General features: G+C 72.3%; 20 protein-coding genes. 8 read left to right on the top strand and 12 right to left on the bottom strand.

Annotated features, from left to right (window positions below):
- Window positions 1–9 precede the first annotated feature (9 nt).
- A complete protein-coding gene (locus HD596_RS50515; RefSeq protein WP_185076435.1) occupies window positions 10–3,735 on the bottom strand; it encodes an nSTAND1 domain-containing NTPase in 3,726 nt (1,241 codons plus the stop codon).
- 125 nt (window positions 3,736–3,860) lie between these two features.
- Between HD596_RS50515 and HD596_RS50520 the strand changes: the two genes are divergently transcribed.
- The 3 genes from HD596_RS50520 to HD596_RS50530 are packed head-to-tail and all read left to right on the top strand — an operon-like array spanning window position 3,861 to window position 7,491.
- Window positions 3,861–5,267 (top strand): TIR domain-containing protein, encoded by a 1,407-nt coding sequence (locus HD596_RS50520; protein WP_185076437.1) that lies wholly within the window; start codon window positions 3,861–3,863, stop codon window positions 5,265–5,267.
- Entirely contained in the window at window positions 5,264–6,973 is a 1,710-nt protein-coding gene (locus tag HD596_RS50525) for an SPFH domain-containing protein (RefSeq protein ID WP_185076438.1), read from the top strand. Before HD596_RS50520 ends, HD596_RS50525 begins: the two co-directional genes overlap by 4 nt.
- A complete protein-coding gene (locus HD596_RS50530; protein ID WP_185076439.1) occupies window positions 6,970–7,491 on the top strand; it encodes a toll/interleukin-1 receptor domain-containing protein in 522 nt (173 codons plus the stop codon). Before HD596_RS50525 ends, HD596_RS50530 begins: the two co-directional genes overlap by 4 nt.
- An 82-nt stretch (window positions 7,492–7,573) precedes the next feature.
- Here the strand turns inward: HD596_RS50530 and HD596_RS50535 are convergent, their stop codons facing one another.
- Complete coding sequence (locus HD596_RS50535; protein WP_185076441.1) at window positions 7,574–8,203, bottom strand: DUF305 domain-containing protein; 630 nt, start codon at window positions 8,201–8,203, stop codon at window positions 7,574–7,576.
- A 78-nt stretch (window positions 8,204–8,281) separates the two neighbouring features.
- Entirely contained in the window at window positions 8,282–8,680 is a 399-nt protein-coding gene (locus tag HD596_RS50540; RefSeq protein WP_185076443.1) for a DUF6153 family protein, read from the bottom strand.
- 291 nt (window positions 8,681–8,971) lie between these two features.
- Here HD596_RS50540 and HD596_RS50545 point away from each other — a divergent pair, with 291 nt between their 5' ends.
- Entirely contained in the window at window positions 8,972–9,952 is a 981-nt protein-coding gene (locus tag HD596_RS50545; RefSeq protein WP_313046672.1) for a C40 family peptidase, read from the top strand.
- Between the two features lie 10 nt (window positions 9,953–9,962).
- On the opposite strand, the gene HD596_RS50550 is transcribed toward HD596_RS50545, so the two are convergent.
- Together HD596_RS50550 and HD596_RS50555 are read right to left on the bottom strand one after the other, a co-directional pair.
- Complete coding sequence (locus HD596_RS50550; RefSeq protein WP_185076445.1) at window positions 9,963–10,604, bottom strand: class I SAM-dependent methyltransferase; 642 nt, start codon at window positions 10,602–10,604, stop codon at window positions 9,963–9,965.
- A gap of 344 nt (window positions 10,605–10,948) precedes the next feature.
- Window positions 10,949–12,841: a hypothetical protein gene (locus tag HD596_RS50555; RefSeq protein ID WP_185076447.1), complete on the bottom strand. Its 1,893-nt coding sequence runs from the start codon at window positions 12,839–12,841 to the stop codon at window positions 10,949–10,951.
- A 139-nt stretch (window positions 12,842–12,980) separates the two neighbouring features.
- Here HD596_RS50555 and HD596_RS50560 point away from each other — a divergent pair, with 139 nt between their 5' ends.
- From HD596_RS50560 to HD596_RS50570, 3 genes are all read left to right on the top strand, one after another.
- Window positions 12,981–13,718, top strand: coding sequence for a helix-turn-helix transcriptional regulator (locus HD596_RS50560; RefSeq protein WP_246555438.1), 738 nt, complete (start codon window positions 12,981–12,983; stop codon window positions 13,716–13,718).
- A gap of 79 nt (window positions 13,719–13,797) precedes the next feature.
- Window positions 13,798–14,346, top strand: a complete 549-nt coding sequence (locus HD596_RS50565) for a hypothetical protein (protein WP_221519979.1) — start codon at window positions 13,798–13,800, stop codon at window positions 14,344–14,346.
- 36 nt (window positions 14,347–14,382) lie between these two features.
- A complete protein-coding gene (locus HD596_RS50570) occupies window positions 14,383–15,270 on the top strand; it encodes an alpha/beta fold hydrolase (protein WP_185076451.1) in 888 nt (295 codons plus the stop codon).
- A gap of 75 nt (window positions 15,271–15,345) precedes the next feature.
- On the opposite strand, the gene HD596_RS50575 is transcribed toward HD596_RS50570, so the two are convergent.
- Window positions 15,346–15,696, bottom strand: coding sequence for a DUF4328 domain-containing protein (locus HD596_RS50575; protein ID WP_185076453.1), 351 nt, complete (start codon window positions 15,694–15,696; stop codon window positions 15,346–15,348).
- 127 nt (window positions 15,697–15,823) lie between these two features.
- Between HD596_RS50575 and HD596_RS50580 the strand changes: the two genes are divergently transcribed.
- On the top strand, window positions 15,824–16,069 hold the full coding sequence (locus HD596_RS50580; RefSeq protein ID WP_185076455.1) for a hypothetical protein: 246 nt from the start codon (window positions 15,824–15,826) through the stop codon (window positions 16,067–16,069).
- Here HD596_RS50580 and HD596_RS50585 read toward each other — a convergent pair.
- From HD596_RS50585 to HD596_RS50610, 6 genes are all read right to left on the bottom strand, one after another.
- Window positions 16,047–16,991: an LLM class flavin-dependent oxidoreductase gene (locus tag HD596_RS50585; protein WP_246555439.1), complete on the bottom strand. Its 945-nt coding sequence runs from the start codon at window positions 16,989–16,991 to the stop codon at window positions 16,047–16,049. The genes HD596_RS50580 and HD596_RS50585 overlap by 23 nt on opposite strands.
- A 9-nt stretch (window positions 16,992–17,000) precedes the next feature.
- Window positions 17,001–18,095, bottom strand: coding sequence for an NAD(P)/FAD-dependent oxidoreductase (locus HD596_RS50590; RefSeq protein ID WP_185076457.1), 1,095 nt, complete (start codon window positions 18,093–18,095; stop codon window positions 17,001–17,003).
- 87 nt (window positions 18,096–18,182) lie between these two features.
- Entirely contained in the window at window positions 18,183–18,656 is a 474-nt protein-coding gene (locus HD596_RS50595) for a MarR family winged helix-turn-helix transcriptional regulator (RefSeq protein WP_313046675.1), read from the bottom strand.
- Window positions 18,657–18,713: 57 nt separating this feature from the next.
- Window positions 18,714–19,064, bottom strand: coding sequence for a cupin domain-containing protein (locus HD596_RS50600; RefSeq protein WP_185076459.1), 351 nt, complete (start codon window positions 19,062–19,064; stop codon window positions 18,714–18,716).
- 8 nt (window positions 19,065–19,072) lie between these two features.
- Window positions 19,073–21,016, bottom strand: a complete 1,944-nt coding sequence (locus HD596_RS50605; RefSeq protein ID WP_185076461.1) for a DUF2264 domain-containing protein — start codon at window positions 21,014–21,016, stop codon at window positions 19,073–19,075.
- 78 nt (window positions 21,017–21,094) lie between these two features.
- Window positions 21,095–22,108: a LacI family DNA-binding transcriptional regulator gene (locus tag HD596_RS50610; protein ID WP_221519980.1), complete on the bottom strand. Its 1,014-nt coding sequence runs from the start codon at window positions 22,106–22,108 to the stop codon at window positions 21,095–21,097.
- Between the last annotated feature and the right edge of the window lie 440 nt (window positions 22,109–22,548).

The raw sequence follows: 22,548 nt of genomic DNA on the forward strand, positions 1-22,548 counted from the left end.
AGTGACGGGTCAGCCGGCGGGGGCGCGGCCGGTGGCGGCGTCCGCGGGGCAGGGCGGGTCGTAGGGGACGTCGGGCAGATACTGGTGCCACTCGGCCGGGGTGATCGGCGGGAAGGCCAGCGCGCAGATGCGCCGGGCGGCGGCGCCGGGGTCGACCGGCCACAGGCGGGCGGTCGAGTCGCCGGACACCGTGGCCAGGGTGGTGCCGTCCGGGCTGAAGGCCGCCTTGTTGACCTGCCCGAGGTGGCCGGTCAGCGTGGCCAGCGGCGTCGCTCGGGCCGGGTCGGCGAGGTCCCAGAGCATCGCGGTCCGGTCGTCGCTGGCGGTGGCCAGCGTGCGGCCGTCGCGGCTGAAGGCCACCGACTGCACGCTGTCGGCGTGGCCGCGCAGGACGGCGATCGGCCGGTCGAGGGAGCGCACGTTCCAGAGCCGGGCGGTGCGGTCGCCGCTGCCGCTGGCCAGCAGCGTGCCCGTACGGTCGAAGGCGAGGAAGTAGACCGTGCCGCCGTGGCCGCCGGCGACACCGAGCGGGGCCAGGTCGGCGGTGCGCCAGAGCCGGATGGTCCGGTCGCCGCCGCCGGTGGCCAGCAGCCGGCCGTCGGGGCTGAAGGCCACGGCGTTGACGGCGTCCTCGTGGCCCTTGGCGACGGCCCGGCGTACCGGGTGCCCGGGGTCGGAGATGTCCCAGACGTACACGTCGAACTGCTCGCCCGCCACCACCAGGCTCCTGCCGTCGGGGCTGATGGCCGCGGCGAAGATGTTGCCGATGCCGGCCGCCGTCTCGGACAGGAGCCGGGGGCGGACCGGATCGGTGAGGTCCCACAGGCGTATGGAGCTGTCCAGGTCGGCGCTGGCCAGGAGCGTGCCGCCGCGGGCGAAGGCGACGGCGGTGACGCCGTTGGCGTGCCCGGTCAGCGTGGCCAGCGGGCGGGGATCGCCCGACACGTCCCAGATCTTGATCACCGGATGGCTGCCCGTGGCGAGCAGGCGGCCGTCGGGGCTGTAGGCGAGCGTGTAGACCGTGCCGCGGTGGCCGCCGAGCACGGGCCGGCCCAGGTCCCAGACGCGTACGGTGTCGTCGCGCCCGCCGGAGGCGAGGACGCGGCCACTGGGGCTGTAGCGCACGGTGTAGACGGTGTTCGAGTGCCCGGTCATCACGATCGGGTCGGCGTGCAGGTCGGTCAGGTCCCACAGCCGGATCGTGCGGTCGTAGCTGCCGGTGGCCAGGGAGCGGCCGTCGGGGCTGAAGTCGATGGCGACCACGCCGTTCTCGTGCCCGGAGAACGTGGCCAGGTGTCTGCCGTGCCGGGGATCGCGCAGGTCCCACAGCCGTACGGTGTTGTCGAAGCCGCCCGTGGCCAGGGTGTCGCCGTGGAATGCGGCCGCCAGCACCGCCTTGGTGTGCCCGCGCAGGTCGGGCAGGCGTTCGGGGTGGCGCGAGTCCGCGATGTCCCAGAGCATGACGTCGTTGGAGAAGGCGGTGACGGCGAGCGTCCGGCCGTCCGGGCTGAAGGCGACGTCCGACAGCCCCTTCGGGGCGCCTTTGAGCGTGCTCAGCAGGTACGGTTTGCGGGGATTCGTAACGTTCCATAACAGGGTGGTGGCGTCGTAGGAGGCGGTCGCCAGCATCGTCCCATCGGGGCTGAAGGCCACCCCGATGATCCCCATGCTGTGCCCGCCCATCGTGGCCAGCACCACGGGGTGGCGGGGATCGCGAACGTCCCACAGGTCGGCCGTGTTGTCGTTGCCGGCCGTGGCCACCAGCTCCCCGCGCGGCGCGAAGGCGGCCGCGGCGAGGCCCTTGGCGTCGCCCGCCACCGACGACAGGGCGGCCGGGCGCAGCGGATCGCTCACGTCCCACATCCGCAGCGTGCCGTCGAGCGCCACCGTGGCCAGCCGGCTGCCGTCGGGACTGTAGTTCACCGCGTAGACCGCGCCGGCGTGGGCGTTCAGCACGTTGGCGTACGGGTTGGCCGGCGTGCTGAGCACCGCGCCGCGCGACTCGGTGCTCGGCCGGAGCCGCTGGGCGGCCAGGGCGAGCTGCGCGGCCAGCGCCGGGTTGCCGGCCCGCAGCGCGACCGACTCGTTGGCGACCTTGCCGGACAGCGCCGATAGCGCCGTGTTGCGCTGATCGATGATGGCGCGCTGCCCGCGTACCGCGACCACCACCGCCGCCGTGGTCAGCAGCAGCAGCGCCGCCAGCACGGCCACGAGCCGGCGCAGCCGCCGGGTGCCGCGGCGCTGCGCCGCGGCCTCCGCCTCCTGGCGTTCGACGGACGCCGCCAGGAACTTCCTGGCCTGCGGGCCGGGCGCGGCGTGCGGTCCGGCGCCCTCGGCCCAGAGGCGGGCCACGGCCAGCCGCGAGCCGCGGTAGAGCGCGCCAGGGTCGTGGCCTTCCTGCGCCCACCGCGCCGCGGCCTCGGCCAGGTCGCGGCCGACGACCAGGCCCGCCCGGTCGCTCTCCAGCCAGCCGGCCAGCCGGGGCCAGGCGGTGAGCAGGGCCTCATGGCTGATCTGCACCTTGTCGAGGTCGACGGTGATCAGGCGCTCGGCCACGAAGCGGTCGAGAACGTCCTCCGCCTCGGCCGCCACGGCGGGGTCGTGGTCGGCGAGGACCTCGGCGAGCGTCATGCTCCTGCGCGTGGCTGCGGTGTCGGACGCCACGTGGACGAGGGTCAGGAACAGCCTCCTGGCCAGCTCCTGGCGGTGCTCGCTCAGGCCCAGGTAGACCTTCTCCGCGCTGTCGGCCACGGCCGTGCCGATGCCGCCGACCTTGCGGTAGTCGGCGATGGTCAGCCGCCTGCCCTGGCTCTCGCGCCACATCGCGTACAGGGCGTGGGAGACCAGCGGCAGCGTGCCGGCCTCGTGCGCCTCCCCGTCGGCGCGGGCCGGGGCGACCTCGCGCAGCAGCAGCTCGACCAGGCCGTTCTCGATCTCTATGCCGGCCTTGCGGGCGGGCTCCACGACGGCGGCGCGCAGCTCTTCCTCGCGCATCGGGCCGACCACGAGCTGGCCGGAGCGCATCGCCGCGAGCAGCTCGGGGTGGCGCATCGCCTGGCCGTAGAAGTCGGCGCGCAGGCCGGCCACGACCACCGCCCGCTCGGCCGCCTCGCTCAGCGCCGCGACGAACCTCGTACGCTCGTCCTGGTCCTCGCAGACCGTGAAGACCTCCTCGAACTGGTCCACGATCAGCACCTCGCCCCGCTGCCGCGCCAGCGCGGCCATCGGGTGCGGCCCCGGCGTGAACACGGCGGCGCTCCGGCCCAGCGCGGGGACCACCCCTGCCCGCAGCAGCGAGGACTTGCCCGAGCCCGAGGCGCCCACCACGAGCCGCAGGCCCGGCTCGGTCAGGCCGGCGACGAGCTGCGCGGTCAGCGCCTCCCGGCCGAAGAACCACTCGGCGTGCTCGGTCTCGAAGGCCGCCAGCCCCCGGTACGGCTCCGGCCCCGCCGGGCGCCGGCCGGGCGCGCGGCGTACCCGGTGCCAGGCGTTGAGCCACTGCTCGACGGCCGCGTCGTCGCTCACCCCGCACACCCGCAGGACCTCGACCAGCAGGTCGCGGGAGGAGAGGGAGGGCAGGCCGCGCCCGGCGAACCAGTCGCCCAGCGTGCTGGGGGCGATGTCGGCCCCCACCTTGGCCGCCACCTGGCGCACCGACACCCCCGCCGATTCGCGCAGCCGGGTCAGCGCCTGGCCGAACTCCTCGCGGGTCGTGATGAGTGACTGCTCCTGCACGAGCGCCTCCTCAGGCCCGGCTCGCCGTCATGGTAACCGGCCGCGTACGGAGTTGTACGGATAATCGCCGGCCACTCCCCCGGCGCTGGTCGCAGGCGTTGAATCTGTCCGAGAAGGAGCTGACGTTGATCGACGTATTCGTTTCCTACGCCGGCGAGGACGCCGCCTGGGCGCGGGCTCTGGCCGGGAAATTCATAGCAGGCGGGCTGACGGTCTTCTTCGACGAGTGGGACGTCCTGCCCGGCGACGTGGTGCTGCACCGGCTGGACAAGGCGATCAGGGACTCCATGGCCTGCGTCGCCGTCGTCAGCCCGGCGCTGTTCCGCTCGCCGAGGGCGATGGAGGAGCACGCGGCGCTGATGGAGAGGGGCATCCGGTTCATCCCGGTGCTCATCGGCGACGCGGGGCCGCCCGCGTTCACCAGGGGGCGGGTCTGGCGTGACTTCAGAGGCGTCGAGGGGGACGACTACGACGCCAAAGTGGACGAACTGGTCGACATCCTCGCCCGGCGGGCAACCGGCCGGGAGTACGAGGGCGCCGCCAGGGAGAACCTCGAGGCGGCGCTGCCGTCGCCGCCGCGCCCGCTGATCCCTCCCGAGCAGGACAGCTTCGTGCTGTGCCACGTGGGCGCGGACCACGACTACGCGCTGAGGCTGGTGCTGCAGCTTCGCGGCGCGGGCCTGCCGGTGTGGTGGCTGGGCAGCCTGGAGCCGGGCGACCTGCAGTTCTGGGAGATCAGGCGGCGGCTGCGGCACGCGGTCGGCGTGATCGTGCTGATGTCGCCGCCGTCGCAGGACTCCGACGACATCACCCGGATGATCATCGAGGGCGAGCTGCACGCCCGCCCGTTCATCCCGATCCTCCTGCACGGCCGGCGCAACTACCACCTGGCCCACACCTGGTACATCGACGCCAGGGACGGCCGGCCGCTCGGGGCGGACGAGCTGGCGATCCTGCGGCGCCTGCACCGGGCGCACGCGGCCGGGCAGCCGCTGGAGGCGGGCGGCCTGCTGCCCGCCCCGCTGGCCAGCCCGCCCGTACGCGCGCTGCGGCTGCCGGCCGCCTCCTCGCTGGCCAGGCTGGACGGCCTGCTCAAGGCCGGCGACCACCGGCACGCCGACCTGCTGACGACGTTGATCCTGCTGGAGGCGGCCGACCGGCTGGAGGAGGGCTGGCTGGCCGAGCGCGACGGCGCGGCCCTGCCGTACGAGCTGCTGGGCGGGATCGACGCGCTCTGGGCCGGGCACACCCACGGCAGGCACGGCTTGCGAGCCCAGGCCGAACTGGCCGAGGTGCGCAGGGGGCTGGACGTCGAGTTCATGCGGCAGCAGCTCGCTTACGGCTGGCGCGAATCGGAACGTGCCAAAATGCCGCGCCACTACCGCGACTTCGCCGCCCAGCCCGCCTACACCGGCTTCTTCCCCACCCTCCGCAACCCGCAGAACGAGAAGTTCTTCGACTGGTACGAGCAGTGGGCCACCACTGTCCTCGCCGTCCATCTCAGGTTACGCGCGTGGAAGGAAAACATATGATCACATTCGCCGTCGCCCTCCTGGCGCTGGTGGCAGCCGCCGGATACGTCGGCCTCGCGGGGCGCGTGTCCGTGCCCGAGCACCACGTCGGCGTCGTCACCCGCCGGCTCGGGCGCAAGGACACGGCCTATCCGCGGGTGGCTCCGGGCAACACGAAGGGCGTGCAGGCCAGGACGCTGGCGCCGGGGCGGGTGACGTGGCTGCCGCCGGGCCTGTACTCGGTGGAGTACGTCAAGAGCGTCCACGTGCCCGCGGGCATGATCGGGCTGGTCGAGGCGCACGAGGGACAGCCCAGGCCGCGCGGCAGGAAGCTCGGACGGTACGTGAAGGAGTGCAACAACTTCCAGGACGGCCAGGCGTTCCTGCTGAACGGCGGCGAGCAGGGCCACCAGGTCGCCACGCTCGACGGCGACACCACCTACCTGATCAACACCAGGCTCTTCACGGTCGAGATGGTGCCGCGCACGTACGTGCCGCGCGGCACCGTCGGGCTGGTGCACGCGCTGGCGGGCCGGATCGCGCCGGCCGACCGGCCGTTCGGCTGCCACGTCGAGTGCGACAACTTCCAGGACGGCGCCGCCTTCCTCGACTCGGGCGGGGAGCAGGGCAGGCAGCTCGCGGTGCTGCCCGGCGGCGCCTCGTACGACATCAACCCGAAGCTGTTCAAGGTCATCACCGTCGACAACGTGGACGAGACCGAGGACGGGCTGACCGCCGCGCACCTGAAGGAGGTCACGATCCCGATCGGCCACACGGGCGTGGTCGTCACGCTGGACGGCGCCGAGAGCGCGGGCATGGGCGAGCCCGTCGAGGGGCACAGCAGCTTCCGCCGGCCGTGGGAGTTCCTGGCCCGCGGCGGCACCAGGGGCGTGCAGAAGGAGACCCTCAAGGAGGGCGCCGTCCTCGCCCTGAACCCGTGGTTCGTCCGGGTCGTGCTCATGCCGACGCGGGTGATGATCCTCGAATGGCGCGACAAGGGCGACTCGGAGCGCGGCAACTACGACGCCGAGCTCGACCGCATCGTCCTGAACGTGCAGGGCTACCGGCTGCAGGTGGACATGAACCAGACGCTGCGCATCCCGGAGACGGCCGCGCCCAAGCTGGTCAGCGAGTTCGGCGGCACGGGCAACTCGCCGCTCGGCGGGGTGTACGACGATCCCCGTCCCGTGCAGCGCTTCGTGGAGCGGGTGCTCGGCTCGACCGTGGCGGGATACTTCAGCGGCATGGCCATGGCGGGGACGATCGACGAGTTCCTCAGGCGTTACGCCGAGACCCGCACCGCCTTCGCCGCCAAGGTCCGCAGCGCGCTGGAGGAGTGGGGCGTCGAGGCGCTGCAGACCAACCTCGGCGCGGTCGAGGCCGAGGACCCCAAGCTCAACGCCCTGCTGCAGGAGGCGGCCGACGAGGAGCTGCGCGGCAGGCGGATGCACATCACCCACAGCCTCCTCGCGATCGAGGAGCAGATCGACGAGGCCAGGGCCCGCACGGCGCGGTTGCACGACAACTCGGACAAGAGGGTCGATGTAGAGCTGCTGGGGCCGGACTGGGCCACCCTGCTGCGGCTGGCGGACGCCATCTCCCGCATGGACGGGCCGGAGATCGTGACCGGGGGCGACGGGGACCACCTGCCGCTGATGGTGCTGCGCGACCTGCTCGGGCGGCTGCGCGACATGAAGCCGGACAAGGAGCTGGAGCAGGGCGAGTGATCCCGGAGTGGATCGGGGCGGTCGCCGGGGTCGTCGCGATCGTGCCGTTGCTCGCGGCGGGGCTGGCCAGGCTCCGCCGCAGTCCCCCCGCAGAGCTCCCCGCCGGGCCTGGCGGGGAGCGGTACGACCTGTTTCTCTCCTACGTCGAGGCGGACGCGGCCGCGGCCAGGCGGCTGGCCCGGCGGCTGCTGACCGCGCACGGCCTGAGCGTCTTCTTCGCCGAGTGGTCCGTCGGGCCGGGGATCGTCGAGCTGGTCGCCAAGGGGGAGGCCATCGAAGGGGCGGCGCACGGAGCGCTGCTGTTCAGCCGGAACTCGGTCGGCGACGCCGAGCTGATGGACGCCTACGCGGCGCTGCTGACCAAGGTCTACAACGGGTCGGCGGGCCGCTTCGTCCCGGTGCGGCTGGACGACGCGGAGCTGCCGCCGTTCGCGGAGATCCGGCGGCCGATCGACCTGCGCCGCGGCTACGACGCGGAGGTGGCCAAGCTGGCCGCCGCCGTCGCTCAGAAACGGTAGCCGGTGGGTCCTGGGGGCGCGCCGCCGCCCGGCACGGGGAGCCGTGCCGGGCGGCTGGCGGGCCGCCGTCTCCGGGAGGCTCTCAGAGGCGGTCGAGGATCTCGCGCAGCTGGGCGACCTCGGCCTGCTGGGCGGTCTCGATGGTCTTCGCCAGCTCCTTGGCCTCGGCGTTGGAGCCCTCGGCCTGCTCGGTACGCGCCATCTGGATCGCGCCGTTGTGATGGGCGATCATCAGGTCGGCGAACTGCCGGTCGAACGCGCCGCCCTTGGCCGCTTCCAGCTTCTTCATGTCGTCCTCGGACATCATGCCGGGCATGTCATGGTCCATCCCGTGGTCCATGCCCTCGGACGGCATCGGCTTGCCCCAGGCCGTGAGCCAGCCCTTCATGGTCTGGATCTCCGGGTCCTGAGCGGCCTTGATCTTCGCGGCCAGCTCCTTGACCTCCTTGTCGGCGGCCCGGGTCGCGGCCAGGTCGGCCATCTCGACCGCCTGCTGGTGGTGCGGGATCATCATCTGCGCGAACATCACGTCCGCGTCGTTGAACGCCGCCGCGGGCGAGGTGCTCGCCGTCGTCGCGGCGGGCGCGCTGCTGGACATGCCGGGCATGTCCGACCCCATCGAGCCGCTGCCGGCTCCACCGCACCCGGCGACCAGCGCGAGCACGGCTCCGGCCGCCGCCGTGGCAGCCGGGATCCTCATCTTCGTGAACATGGTGTCTTCCTTCGGTGATGGAGGTACGCAGGCCGTCATCGCGGACCGGCTTGTCAGCCCGTCCGCCGATATTTCGGCCTATATGCGCATCACCGAGAGCACTGCGAGACCCGGTGCCGGGCGGCGCGGCGGCGCCCTGGCCGCCGTACGCGCCGGGGACCCCCAGCCGCCCATCCCCGCACGCCAGCAGAGCATGGCGGCCCAGACGACCGCGATCAGAAGCGCGACGGCCGAGGTGAGCACGGCCAGGCACACGTCGCTCGGATCGAACCCGACCGCGTCCCGCGAACAGATCGCGGGCTCGCTCCGGTCCATCCCGAAAGACTCCACGGAAGCGGCGTGAACGTGCGAGCCTTGAGTGACGGCGCCACCATGGTGAGAGCCGAGATGCCCGAGCGTGTGCATGCCGGCCACGCCGAACGCGATCAGCAGGGGCAGCAGCCAGGGGAGGCCGGGCAGGAGCAACCGCCGTGCCACGCGCTCCCCCCCTCACACCTGCCGACCTTTGGTATTCGCGCCAGGATAGCCACCGACATCACCGCCCAGAACAACTATGAGTCATAGTAATAGATGTCCCCAGCAGAATGGGTCTGCCGTTGAACGCCGGAGGCGCGGTGCGCGTATCTCCCCTTGGACCGGCGTGATCATTGCCCAACACCAGGTAGTACCCGCCGTTCCGGATCTTCGATGCCGCAAACAGGCCAGACAGCCCTTTCACTTCTGTACTATTTCGCCCCAGGTTCTGGAGATTTACGAGGAGGCGTCGTAGTGGCCCTGCCGACAAGGCTTGGACGAACAGCGGCGGCCGCGGCCCTGTCCATGGTCGCACTGGCCGCCACTCCCGGCGCCGCCGTGGCCGAGCCGTCGCCGGCCAAGGCCCGGGCCAAGCTCGTGAAGCTGAACGAGCAGGCCGACCAGGTGGTCGAGCGGTACAACCAGGCCACGGAGGCGTACAAGAAGGCCAAGAAGAAGTACGGCACCCTCAACACCGAGCTCCGCCTGAAGGACGCCCGAGCCGTCGCCCTGCGCGACGACCTCGTCCGGCTGGCCGTCAACGACTACCAGTTCGGCCGGCTCAGGGGGTGGGAGCGGTTCGCCGGCCAGGCCGATCCCCAGGCGATCCTCAACAGCATGGCCTCCTTCCAGGAGATGACCGAGTCCCGGGCGGCCAAGATCCGCGCCTACGAGGCGGCCACCAAGGAACTGCGCGACCGGCGCAACGACGCCAAGACCACCCTGGCCGAGGCCGACGCCGCGCGTGACAAGGTCAGCGACGAAAAGTCCAAGATCGAGAAGCTGATCGCCGAGCAGACCAAGCTGCTGCGCAGGCTGGGCGCCTTCAAGACCGGCGACCCCAACAGCGCCGGCATCAAATACACGGGCCCGGCCTCCGGCAACGCCCGCGTGGCGCTGCAGTTCGCCTTCGCCCAGGTGGGCAAGCCGTACCGGTTCGGCGGCACCGGACCGGGCTCCTACGACTGCTCCGGCCTGACCCAGGCCGCCTGGCGGCAGGCGGGGGTCGAGCTGCCCCGTACGACCTGGACCCAGTGGAGCTGGGGCTCCGCCCGCCGCGTCCCCCTGAACGCGTTGCAGCCCGGGGACCTGCTCTTCAGCAAGGGGCTGGGGCACATGGGCATGTACGCCGGCAACGGCAAGATGGTGCACGCGCCGCAGACCGGGGACGTCATCAAGGTCGTCAATCTGGACGACTACTGGCGCACCCGCCTGCTCGGCGCGGTCCGCCCCTGACCGGGGTGCTCTACGTGGTCCGGTGAGCCCGCCCGAGGAGGTGCGCGAGGGCGGGGACGGGCGGCTGCGGCGCGAAGGCGAACCGCTCGACCTCGTCCACGGCGAAGCCCGCCCGCCGGATCGCGGCGAGCGTGTCGCGGTTGGGGCTGCACCCTCCGGCCATGCGCCGCCACAGCGGGGTGATCGCGTCCTGGAAAAGGCCGAGCGCCGGGTTGGACGATCGTACGTGCTCGTAGAAGCGCAGCTCCCCGCCCGGCCTGAGCACCCGGACGATCTCGGCCAGCGCCGCCGGGGGCGAGGGCACGCTGCACAGCACGAGCGAGACCACGGCGGCGTCGAACCCGTGGTCCTCGCCCGGCAGGGCCTCGGCGTGCCCGGCCACGACCCGCACGGGCACGGGCGCCGAGGCGGCCTCGGCCTCGGCGAAGCGGCGCAGGGTGTCCTCCGGTTCGACCGCGACCACTTCGCTGACCGTCTTGGGATAGTGGGCGAAGTTGCGGCCGTTGCCGGCGCCGATCTCGATCACCCGGCCCTCCAGCCCGTCGAGAAGCCGTTTTCGGTGCTCCCGGCCGCCGCGCTGGTCTGCGGCGGCGGAGGTCTCGACGTACACGCGGGCCAGGCGGGGGTGCTGAAATCCGGACAGGTCAGTCACGACGGTCACCTCTGTTAGCGGGCTGTCGTCTTCCAGACTGGCTCACGACGGACGACAACGGCCGGGCGAGCGGCGCGGTCCGGGGCGTGCCACCGTCACACGGGCCGGGGACGTGCGACCGTCTTACGGCCGGCGAGGCCCTGCGGGCGCGTCCAGACAGGGCGCGGCTGTGCGGGGGCGGCTCGACGTGATCACGCTCGACCGGCACGAGCACCCCGCGACACGGTCGGCACGAGCACCGAGCGGCGCGATCGGGACGGACACCAGGCGGCGCGGTCGGGACGGGCGCCGGGCGGCGCGGTCGGGGTGCGTGCCGCCGGGTGGACGACGGCACGCACGGGGTGTCATTTCTCGCAGCGGATGGGATAGGTGGTCTGCGCCGTCGGCTTGTTGTGGTTCAGGACCTCGATCTTGACCGTGCCGTCGGTCCTGGCCGGCCGGCTCCAGCTGAACGCCTGGATGCCGAGGACCCCACTCTCGGGAATCTTGAGGGTGAAGGTCTGCCCGGCCTGGCCGTCGATGACCCAGCGGTAGCTGACCTCCGTACCGGCCGCAGCCTTGAACTCGCCGAAGGCCGTCAGGTACGGGTCGGCGACGCAGTCCCCGTAGTAACCGACCGACTCGATCTCGGTGATCTGCACCGTGCCCGGCGACGGGTCGGGCTGCGTGCACGTCCAGGTGTAGGGCTCCTGCTTGGCGGGCTTGTTGTGGTTCAGGATCTCCAGGCGGACCACGCCGGAGCCGCTGGACCTCGTGTTGCTGTACCAGAAGTCGCCGATCCTGCTCCGTACGCCGGGCTTGAGCGTGTCGGTCCTGAGCGTGCCCGGCTTGCCGTCGACGACCAGGCGGTACTTGACGTCGGCCTCCCGGTCCGTCACCACCATGGCGTCCGCCCGCAGGCTGAACGAGCCGTCGCACTGGCCGGTGAAGTGGGAGGTCAGCATGTACTCGACGGTCAGCTTGGCGTCACCGCCCTCGTCGACGCAGGTGAAGGCGAACTTGCGCTCGACCGGCTCGGCGGGGCCGCCCTCGGCCGCGAGGCCGAGCGTGTGGGTGCCGTTCCGGCCGGAGTCGAGGCTCCAGGTGGCGGACACGTCACGGGTGCGGGGCTGGTCGCCGGCGGGGAAGTCGACGGTCTGCGGCGCCCACTTGACGCCGTCGAGGATCCACCAGTACGTGACCTTCCGCGCCGGACCGGCGGGGAGCGCGATGCGGCCGGTGGCCTGGTACGAGACGGGCTCCAGGCAGCTGCCCTCGTAGTCGCCGGGGGTGACGTCGATGATCTGCGGCACCGGCTTCTGCGCGGGCGGGGGCGTCGTAGGAGGCGGCGTCGTGGGCGGAGGCGTGGTGGGCGGAGGCGTGGTGGGAGGCGGCGTGGTAGGAGGCGGCGTGGTGGGCGGGGGCGTCGTGGGAGGCGGCGTGGTGGGGGTGCTGGAGCAGGTCACCTGGTAGGTGGCGCGGCCGGAGTCGCGGCCGCCGGCGTTGAGGATGCGGATGGCCTTCCAGCCGCCGGTGGAGCTGCCCACCGACAGCGGCAGCGTCACCTGCCGGGTACGGGGCCCGCCCGCCGCGAAGTACAGCGACTCGGGCCGGCCCTCCCCCGTGCTGCTGTCGATCCACCGGTAGTCGACCTTGGCGGGCGTACGCGACACCTGGACCGTGCCCGTGAACGTCACCGTCGTGGGGCAGGCGCCGCGATAGGTCGCCGGTCCGGCCGTGACGTCGGCCACGGCGACCAGCGGCCTGCCGGGCCCGGCGGGCAGCGGGTGGGCGGAGTCCCACACCACGACGGGACCCGCGCACGCGACGCTGAAGCGGCCCTTGGCCGACAGCCCCTTCCTGCCGAGGATCTCCACGGCCTGCCAGCCGGAGGTGGTCCGGTCGAACGTCTGGCGGTCGGTCACGACCACCTTGCGCGTGCCGTTGACGCGGAAGCTCTTGATGGCGCCCTTGCTGCCGTCACCGCGTACCCAGCGGTAACGCACGGTTCCCCGGCCCTTGGCCGCGACCACGGCGGAGAAGCCGACCGTGGTGGGGCAGGCGCCGGACTGCTTGGCGGGGCTCGCCTTGACCTTGGCCACGGCCGTCCTGACCGCGGGCGTGCCCGTCCTGGCCGCGGGGGCGGCAGCCTTGCCCGCGGGCGCGGCCGTCTTTACCGCGGGGGCGGCGAGCGCCGGAGGGGCGGCCAGCAGGCTGCTGAGCAGCGCCGCACCCAGCAGCAACGCTGTCCTTCTCATCGGGGGTCCCTTTCTTTTCACAGAAGAGGGACCATGCTCTCCGGCCCGCCTTGTGGATCACTTGGACCTCTCTTGTAACTCCGACCACAAGCGGCGCCAAGGAATCGGGGAGAATGTCCCAGCACGGCGGTTCGGTCGGATGAGGGGGCGTGTGGACGAGAGCGTGACGTTGGCCCGGCTTGCCCATCAGCTGGAGGAGGTGGTGGGCGAGCTGCGCGGCATCCCCGTGGACGTCGAGCGGGTGGAGGACAACGAGCTCGTCCGGGACCAGATCGCGCAGGCCGTCCGCACGGCCGGCGAGCTGCGCGCCATGCACCCGGTGGGCTCGACGGAGCGCGGCCGCGAGGAGCAGAAGAGCCGGCTCCACGTGCTCGACACCCTGCGGCGCGGCATGACGATGCGCACGATCGTCCACGCGAGCGTCCTGGACGACCCCCGCAAGGCGGCCCGGATCAGGGAACTGCACGCCGCCGGCGACCTGCACCGGGTCATCGACGAGCCGATCCAGCAACTGCTCGTCTTCGACCGTACGGTGGCGTTCGTCCGGATCACCCCCGTCCCCAACGCGCCGGGGGCTCTGGTGATCAGGCAGCAGAGCCTGATCACGACCCTCATCGACCTGTTCGAGCGGACCTGGGCGAGGGCCAGAGAGATCACCGAGCCTGCGCACCGGCTGACCCAGCGGGAGCGCGAGGTGCTCGCGCTGATCGCCGAAGGGCGTTCCAACAGCGCCGTCGCCCGGGCCCTGTCGATCACCGAGGCGGCCGTCGGCAAGCACGTGGCCAGCGTGTTCACCAAGCTCGAACTGCCCGCGACCGCCGACGACAACCGGCGGGTGCTGGCCGTGCTCGCCTACCTGCGCGGCGCGGCGGGGTAGGGCCAGGACTACCCCGTCCTCGCCCCAGCCCCCCTGCGGACGGGATCCGGCCCCCACTTCAATGAACGTCATGCAACGTATGACCGGATTGCTGGTCGGCGCGGTCTTCGGCGCGGTCTTCGTCGTCGTCAACGCGCAGAGCCCGCTGAACGCCCTGACCGTGAACCTCCTGCGGGTGGCCGCCTGCCTGGCGGCCGCGAGCGTGGTCGCCATGTGGTTCGTCGCGGCCCGAAGACAGCACACCGGCGGCGGGGAACCGCGGCCGAACATGTTCGGCCGCGGTTACCTGATCGTCGTCGCCGCCGAGGCGCTGCTGCTCTTCGGCGGGCTCCGGGTGCTGGCCGCCTGGGGGCTTCCCGCGCAGGCCAACGTGGCCTGGGTCGCGTTCGTGGTCGGCGTGCACTTCATCGCCCTGGCGCCGATCTGGAAGGATCGGGGCATCGCCGTACCCGGTGCGGTCCTCACCCTGCTCGGCGTCGCCGGCCTCCTCCTGGCCTCGACGGGCGCCGTCGCCTGGGTGCCGCTCGTCAGCGGCGTGCTTTCCGGGATGGCGCTCCTGACCGGCGCGGTCGCCTTCGGCTGGCGCAGCGTGACGGCGCGAACGGCAGATCATCAAGCGACTGCCTAGCGTTCATCGGCCGCGCTTCGGGGAAGCAGCAGCCGCATGTTCGAAGGGTTCGTGAGCGAGAACATCGATGTGGGCGACGCGTCGTTGTTCGTCCGCCATTCCGGAGCAGGGTTTCCCGTCCTGTTACTGCACGGGCATCCCCGCACGTCGGCCACGTGGCACGAGGTCGCGCCCCGCCTCGTGCGGCAAGGGTTCACGGTGGTGTGCCCGGACCTGCGCGGCTACGGCAGGTCGCGCGGCCCGGCGCCGAGTCCGGATCACTCCGCCCACTCCAAACGCGCGATGGCGGGCGACATGGTACGTCTCATGCGGGCGCTGGGCCACGACCGGTTCGCCGTGGCGGGGCACGACCGCGGGAGTTACGTGGCCTTGCGGCTCGCGCTCGACCACCCGGCCGCCGTCGTACGCCTTGCCCTGCTCGACTGCATCCCGATCAGTGAGCACCTCAGGCGAGCGAACGCCAAGTTCGCGGCCGGCTGGTGGCATTGGTTCTTCTTCGCTCAGCCGGAGATCCCGGAGCGGGTCATCAACGCCGATCCGGACGGCTGGTATCACGGCGACCCGGCCAGGATGGGGCGGGAGAACTACGACGAGTGGCGCGCGGCCACCCGCCGTCCCGAGGTGGTGCGGGCCATGCTCGAGGACTATCGAGCCGGTCTCACCGTGGACCGGCGCGACGAGGAGGCCGACCGCGCTGCCGGGAGGCGGGTGACGTGTCCCTTGCTGGTCTCGTGGTCGCTCCGGGACGACCTGGAGGAGCTCCACGGCGACCCCCTCGTGATCTGGCGGGAATGGGCGACGGATATGCGGGGACACGGCATCGATTCGGGGCACCACATGGCGGAGGAGGCTCCGGAGGCACTGGCCACGGCGCTCGCGGACTTCTTCTCGCCGGAGAAGCCCCGACGCTGTGACGAGTCTTGAAGGAGCGCCGGCCCGACCAGAGCCTTGGCGAAGGGCCTGACCCGGTCCCTCGGTCGGTGCCCCGCGGCGGGATCGTCAGTATCCCGGGTGGTGACCGCCAGGGGCGCCGGGCCCCGTACCGACGGGTGGCATGCCGGGGCCGCCGAAAGGCATGCCGGCGGTGGCCGCCGAGCGGTGTTCCTCCTGAGCCTCGGTGATCTTGCGGATGACGCCGATCGCCAGCACGGCCGCGATGAGCATCAGCGCGATGCTCACCACGTCGAACCGCGCGGCGGCGGCCAGCGGCTCCAGTTCGTCGGCGTTGAACAGCAGACGGCCGGCCGCGTTGGTCACCCAGGTGCCGATCAGCCAGGCCGCCCACCAGGCGTGGAACAGCCCCCGAGGAGGAGACGGGACGCGGGAGGAGGCGGACCAGATGTCGTCCACGATCTGCTTCGGGCCTGGCCGCGCTGTGGTCCCACGTGTATGAGACCTGGCTCGACCTTCGTGTGCGCGTGGCGTACACGAACGAGCAGAAGCGGTCGCCGCCTGGTCGAAGCGGCGGCTCGGGACGGTGGTGGGGCTTGCGGCGGCACTGCTGGTCGCGGTGGTCGCGCTTCACTGGGCGTTGATGGCGTTCTCCTATTTCCTGTTGGCCGGCTGCGCGGGATGGGAGGAGGGAAGGCTCGCCTGGATGCTGTGGTATCTGCTCCTGATGGCCGGTTTCAGCAGCGCGGTTCTGTTGTTGATCGCCGGAGTCCGGGTGCGGGGAGCGGAGTTCGCAGCCTCTGCGAGGGTCACGCGCCTCGAGAGCCCTTGATCGCCTCGCGCACGGCCGGGACGATCTCCGCGGCCCAGCGGCCGAGGGTGACGAGGTCGGCGGCGCCCTGCTCGGCCGAGAAGAGGATGAAGCCCGACGCGTCGTGCTCCAGCACGGCCCCCGTCAGCTCCTCGATCCACTGGCTGACGGAGCCGCCGATCCAGCGGCCGTCGCCGTCGCGGGTGGCGGGCAGCGGCCGGTCGGTGATGCGGCCCGGGAAGTTGTAGATCGTACGGATCTCGCGCGGGTCCCGGCCCACGGCCGCCGCGGCCTCGTCGATGATCGGCCGCGAGGTACGGTAGCGCTCGCTGAGCCAGTCCGCCGCGTGGCCGGGGAGCCAGCCGTCGGCCACCCGGCCGGTCGCGGCCAGGGATTTCGCGCCGTTCGATCCCGTCCACACCGCCGGCCCGGCCACGGGAGCCGGCTCGATCTGGTGGACCTGGTAGTGGCGGCCCTCGTAGGTGACCGGTGGGCCGCCGCCCGACAGCTTCTTCACCAGGACGATGGCCTCTTCGAACGCGTCCACTGCGGCGCCCGGTGACAGCCGGGGCACGCCCATGTCGGCGATCCGGTCCCACAGCCCGCCCGCGCCCATGCCCAGCACGACACGGCCCTGCGACAGCGCCGACAGCGACGTGACGGTCCTGGCCAGCATGGGAGCGGGGCGGGTCGGCAGGTTGGTGACGTTGACGAGGCCGGCGATGTGCTGCGTGCGTCCCAGGATGAACCCGAGGGCGGCGTACGCGTCCAGGCGCCTGCCGATGTAGGGGTGGTCCGACAGCGACAGGAGGTCGAGACCGTCGCGGTCGGCCTGCTGGGCCATGCGCAGCAGGTCCGGCGCCTCGTCGACGCCGCTGTGCGCGCCGAAGCCGAAGATGACGTCGTGTCCGGACAAGGTTCTGCCTTTCGGTTCGAATTTCATGATCAGGTTTTAGGCGCCGAACTGCTCGGTGAAGCGGCCGGTGAACAGGTCGGCGCCCTTGTACGCCGACACCGTCTCGGCCGGGACGACGGCCGGGCCGTCGGGGCTGGGCAGCTGGCCGACGCCCCCGCGCGGTCCGAGCGGGAGCAGGATCATGGGGTGGGGCAGAGGCTGGTAGGCGGCGGTGGGCCGCTCGCCGCGCAGCTGGGCGAGGATGTTGGCGGCGGCCACCTCGGCGTGCTGCATCGCGTACCCGGCCATCTTGGCCTCGGGCACGTCGGTGAGGTCGCCGATCGCGTAGACGTGGTCGTACCCGCGGACGTTGAGCGTCTCGGTGACCCGCACCTGCCCTTGCGGGGTGCGGGTGGTGAGCCGGCCGTCGGCGAGGTAGTCGCTGTTGACGCGCACGCCGTAGGCGCGGAACCAGATGTCGGCGGTGATCTCCTCCCCGCCGGCGGTGGTGACGGTGAAGGTCCCGGCCTGGCCCGGCTCGGTCGCCGGCGGCGCGGCCAGCCGGGCGCCCAGCCGCAGGTGGACGCCGAGCTCGTCGAGCTGGCGGTGCAGGTCCTGGCGCAGCTCCGGCTCGAACGCGGGCAGCAGCTGCCCGGCCGGGTCGAGAACGGTCACGTGCTTGTGCGCCCAGACCTCCTTGATCTCCCCGGCCAGCTCCAGGCCGACCGGGCCGGCGCCCAGGATCAGCACGCGTTCGGCGCCGGCCAGCTCCTTGTGGGTCACGCGGAGGTCGTCCAGGACCTGCTCGGTGGAGTCGGCCACGGGTTTGGCCGGGTAGGTGTAGCTGGAACCCGTGGCCAGGACCAGGTAGTCGGCCTCGACCCGCTGCCCAGAGGCCAGGGTGACGCCGCCGGGATCCACGGAGACCGCACGGTCGCGGATCACCGTGCCCCGGGTCAGAAATCCGCTGTAGGGGAAGAACATGTTGCTCCCCCACTCCGGCCGGGTCACCGACCGCAGCGACCCGGCCGTGTTGAAGAACGCGTCCCGGGGATCGACGAGGACGACCTCGAGATCGGCCTCGGCGTCCAGCGCCTTGGCGAGCGCCGAACCCCCGTAACCGCCGCCGACGACCACCACTTTACGACTCATGATTGCACGCCCCGATCAACAAAATAGGTTGAGTTCGTGCTACGAACCATATTAGTTCGCTACACGAACTGCAACCCGAGGGCGGCTCTAAGCGTGGGCCCCCTCGCCGGGCTCCAGGAAGACCATGGGGACCTTGTTGTCCTGCACGACCCGGCCGAGCAGGTCGGCGAGCGTGTCACGGTCGGCGCCGGCCAGGCCCGCCGTCAGGCTCTCGATCCGCCTGCAGGTCTCGGTGTAGAACACCGCTGCAAGCTCGGAACCCTTCCTGGTCAGCGTGATCCGCAGCGCGCGCGAGTCGTGCGGGTCCGGGCTGCGCCGGACCAGGCCGTTGCGCTCGGTGCGGTCCACCAGGCCGGTGAGGCTGGACTTGGCCAGCCCCAGCGTCGCGCCCAGCTCGCTCATGCCGTACGGCTGCGCCATCAGCACGCACAACAACTGGCCCTGCTGCGAGGTGAGCCCGTATTCCCTGGCGGACTCGGCGTACACGGCGTTCACCAGGAACGTGGACCGCACCAGCGCGGCGACCACTCCGATCCGGCCCTCATCATCATGCTTCTCCACGCGTTCAGGGTAACATTCAAATGCCTTATAATTCGCAGGGCGAACTACCTTTTCCGGTCAGAGGCGGGTGGTCACGTAGGTCTTGCGCACGGTCTCGTGCACGTGCCACTCCCCCTGCCAGCCCGCGGGCATGACCAGGGTGCTCCCGGGGCCGACCTCCTGGGTCGTGCCGTCCTGGCCGACGATGGTGGCCCGCCCGGACAGGATCTGGCACACCTCGTGGTAGCCGTCGCGTACGGCGGTGAACGTGCCGGGCGTGCACTCCCAGACCCCCGCGGTGGTCCTGCCGTCAGCCGACGTCCACGCCTCCAGTGCCGCCTCCCGCTGCCCGCCGCCGACCGAGGTCGGCTTGGCGGCGAACGGCCCCAGATCGGCGGTGGTCGCGTCCGGTACGACGATGCTGTTCATCTCTGCCCCTAGTCCTCTGAGCTGCGGCGGGCGATCCTATCGGCGTCCCCGGCGGCGGGTGACGTCGCGGTATGCCCTTCGACCAGCTCGGGGACGGCGCCGAGGCGGACCGTGATCGGATCTCCGGCGGGCGGCCGCAGGGTGACCTCGTCCCCGTTCACCCGCACCTCCGGCGCCTCCGGCATCGCCGGCGTCGTCGGCTCCCGCTCGGCCGCCGTGAGCAGGACCAGGCTGACGTACACGGCGGTCCCGCCCGGGTGGGCGTCACGGATCAGGTACGGCGTGGCGGAGTGCGGTCCGAAGGCGTTCACGCCGTGCCCGCTCGCCAGGCCGGCTCCCGTGTAGCCGTGCAGCCCGCGCACCACGCTGGTCAGGCCGTCCGCGCGCCGGGCCAGCGCCCAGGTGTCCCCGGAGCGAGCCTCGGGCGGCCGCCGACCGGCCACCGCGTGGCCGCCGTCGCGTACCTGATGTCCCGCGGGTGCCGTGACCTGGTGGATCCGGATCTCGGCCGCGCCGTCGACCACGGAGGCGGTCACCACGCGGACGGGCCCGTCCTGGTACGCCGAGGCGGCGAAGCGCTCCCCCACGGCGAGGGGTTCGATGCGGCGTCGCCGGGAGGTCTCCCCCTGGGGCGAGACGACGGCGAACTGCCCGTCGACCGCCTGCTCGCCGAGGTCGGGGCCGGTGTGGCTGGTGTAGGCGAGCCTCAGGTAGTGCGGGTCCGGCGGCCCCTCGGGGTCCTGGACCCGGTCGCGGTCGCTGCCGTGGTTGACGAGCCGGACGATGCCGTCCTCGCGGGTGGCGTGCAGCAGCCAGCCCGGCGGGCGCATCGCCACGACCTGGTCGGCGCCGTCGATCGGCGCGGCCGCCTCGGCGTCCGTCCAGGCCGGGTGCCCGGGCGGCAGGAGCAGGCCGAGGAAGGCCTTGCTGGCCCAGTACGGCGAGGCGGGGCCGGAGTAGTCCTGGGTGCCGGGCGGGAAGGCGTCGTACCAGCCGCAGGTGAGCAGCCCGCGCTCGTCGGGCGCGCCGCGCTCGACGAAGTGGCGCAGCACGCCGCTCGCGATCCGCCTGGTCCGCCCGGGAGGCAGGGGCGAGGCGCCGGTCAGCGCGCCCAGCCAGAGCGGCGCGACCGTCGCGAACCGGTAGATCAGGGACCGCCCCTGGTGCACCGGCCCGCCGTCGGCGGCGAACAGGTGCTGGTAGTGCTCCAGGAACCGGCGCAGGCGCTCCGCGTAGAGCCGGCCGCGGACGGCGTCGCCGGCCATCCGCGCCCACAGCGACGGATACAGGTGCATCGCCCAGCCGGAGTAGTAGTCGAAGTTCTTGCCCTTGCCGTCGGAGTACCAGCCGTCGCCGACGTACCACTCCTCGATCCGCTCCAGCCCGCCGGCGATCTCGCCGGGGTCGTGCGGCCCGCCCACCTCGGCGAGGAACTGCTCCACGACGACCTGGAACAGCACCCAGTTGTTGTCCGGCGTGCGCCGCCCGACGAACCCGGCCAGCCAGGCCACCACCCGGTCCCGCTGCGCCGGCGAGAGCCGGTCGAACAGCCAGGGCCGGGTCTCGTGCAGCGCGAGCGCGATGGAGGCGGCCTCCACGAGCGGCTGCGACATGTCCGCCAGGGGCGGCCAGGCGTACGGGTGCGCGGGGTCGGTGCCGGCCACCAGCCCCGCGGCGTAGCGCTCCAGCAGGGCGGGCGGCACGTCGCCGCCCGCGCCGGCGATGCGGAAGGCCGCGAGCAGGAACGTGCGGGCGAACCCTTCCAGCCCGTCGCTGACGGTGCCCGACCTGCTCGGCCGCCCCGGCAGGCGGTATTGGGCGAAGCCGTCCGTGGCGTACGGCACCACGGAGTCGAGCAGGTGGTCCGCCACGCTCTCCCAGTGGGCACGGGTCCAGCCGGTGAAACCGGACAGGCGCGGGTCGGCAGGCGGGAGGCGCAGGGGGGAGGACATGAACCGGATACTACGGCATCCACCTGCGCCGACCCTCGGTGGTTCGGCGAGGTGGGTGTAAACGGTTTAACTCCCGCCTCAGACGGGCGGGAGAGGGCGGACGGAGTCGCGGACGATGATGTGCGTGCCCAGCATCACGTGCCGGCTCGTCCCAGCCGTGTCGCTGTCCAGCGCCAGCCGCACAGCGGTACGGCCGAGCTCCTCGTGCGGCACGTGCACGGTGGTCAGGTCGATGTCGTCGGACGGCGGCAGATCGTCGAAGCCGACCAGCGACACGTCGTCCGGCACCCGCAGGCCGCGCTCCCGCAACGCCGCCCTGGCCCCGGCCGCCATCAGGTCGTTCCCGGCGAACACCGCGGTGAAGTCACGCGGCCCCGCCTCCAACCGCTCCCGCATCATGCGGTAGCCGTCGCGCCGGTCCATCACCACGCTGTCGACCTCCAGCCCGGGGTCATGCGGCACCCGGTGCGCGGCCAGCGCCGCCCGGTAGCCCGCGATCCGGCTCTCCGGCGTCGTGTAACCGGCCCGCCGCCCCAGGAACAGGATCCGCCGGTGACCGGCCGAGAGCAGATGGCTGGTGATCGCATGGGCGCCGCCGGTGTTGTCGTACTCCACCACGATGGCCGGCACCTCCTCGCCCAGCGCCGGGCGCCCGCACAGCACCAGCCGCGACCCCGCCACCGCCAGCGCCCGCGCGTAATCCGCCATCCGCTCCCGGTAGGCGTCGTCGATCGGCATGTTGCCGACCAGGATCACCGCCTCGGCGTGCTCCTCCCGCAGCAGCCGCACCATGGCCAGCTCCCGCTCGGCGTCCCCGCCCGTGGTGCCCACGATGCACAGCCGGCCCTCGCGCGCCGCCTGGTCCTGCACGCCCTGCGCCACGTGCGCGTAATGCGGGGACACCACCGAGTTCACCACGATCGCCACGCTCTTCGGCCGCGCCCCCGCCAGCCCCCGCGCGTGCGCGTTGGCCACGTAGTCGAGCTCCCGGACCGCGCGCATCACCTTGCTGCGCGTGGCGGGAGCGCTCGGGTACGAGCCCGACAGGATCCGCGACACGGTCGCCACCGACACCCCGGCGTGCTTGGCCACGTCCCGGATCGTCGAGGGACGAGGCCGACCATCCTCAGGAGCGGCCCGGCGCGGCATCCATCCCCCTATCCCCGCTGTTAAAGCGGTTTAACGATATCGCATGACTGCGCGGTCAGACGCGCGTGCCGGAAGCCCGAACCGCCGCCGGTCATCCCCGCCTGACCGGCCCGCTGCGCCAGGCGGCGGCTCCCACCGGCGGGCGTTCGGGATGCCGCTCGGCCTCCGCCACGGCGAGCCACACCACCTCGGCGACCTCCTGGGGCGCGGCGGAAGTCCACCCCCACCTCTTCGGCGACCTCGCGGTGCGCTCGCGGTGCGCTCGCGGTGCGCTCGCGGTGCGCTCGCGGTGCGCTCGCGGTGCGCTCGCGGTGCGCTCGCGGTGCGCTCGCGGTGCGCTCGAAGACGTCCGCCTTCCGGCGTCGTCGATCCCGACTTGCCGC

The organism is Nonomuraea jabiensis (genome assembly GCF_014204795.1).
Taxonomy (GTDB): Bacteria; Actinomycetota; Actinomycetes; order Streptosporangiales; family Streptosporangiaceae; genus Nonomuraea; species Nonomuraea jabiensis.